Genomic DNA, 541 nt, shown 5'->3' with positions numbered 1-541 from the left:
TGCTCCAGCTTCGAAAAGGACAAAGAAGCCAGTTATCCGCTGTCGATTTTCCTTGATTCCGACATCTACGAATACATTCACAAATTTGATTTGCGGCTTTGCGATCTGTACAAAAAAGGCTTTGTGCGCACTGGCTGCATGGCGTGCGGATTTGGGGCCTACATCGACAAAGAAAGATTCAATCTGCTCTATAAAACTTGCCCTCGAGTGGCGAAAAAAATTCTCTGTTATGAAAATCACGGAACAAAATATAAAGACGCTCTTTTGGCTGCTGGCTGCTCTCTTCCTCATGAGCTGCTCGAGCTCTAAGCATTTGCAGGATACTGCTCCAGCTGCTGCACAATCGCAAAAGCAAATCATCTACTTGCGAGATACCACCTTTCTCGAGGGTGAAACAAAAACGATTGTGCTGCATGACACCGTCAACGGAAAACCGATCTTTGTCACGACCACAACGACGAAAACAAAGACAATAAGGCTAAAGGGACAAACAAAAATCGCCAAGGATACGGTTTTTTTGCCCTCCAAGCTCATAAAAGCA

Annotated in this window: 2 protein-coding genes; both read left to right on the top strand. The window is 44.7% G+C overall.

Annotated elements, in window-relative coordinates; genetic code table 11:
- Window positions 1–309: phosphoadenosine phosphosulfate reductase domain-containing protein (locus tag J4G38_RS27995; protein ID WP_226164089.1), on the top strand; the 309-nt coding region annotated here is incomplete at its 5' end.
- Window positions 290–541: hypothetical protein (locus tag J4G38_RS27990; RefSeq protein WP_226164087.1), on the top strand; the 252-nt coding region annotated here is incomplete at its 3' end. The genes J4G38_RS27995 and J4G38_RS27990, both read left to right, overlap by 20 nt.

The sequence above is a fragment of the Hymenobacter terricola genome (assembly GCF_017921975.2).
GTDB lineage: Bacteria > Bacteroidota > Bacteroidia > Cytophagales > Hymenobacteraceae > Hymenobacter > Hymenobacter terricola.
This window is presented reverse-complemented; position numbering and strand designations above follow the sequence as displayed.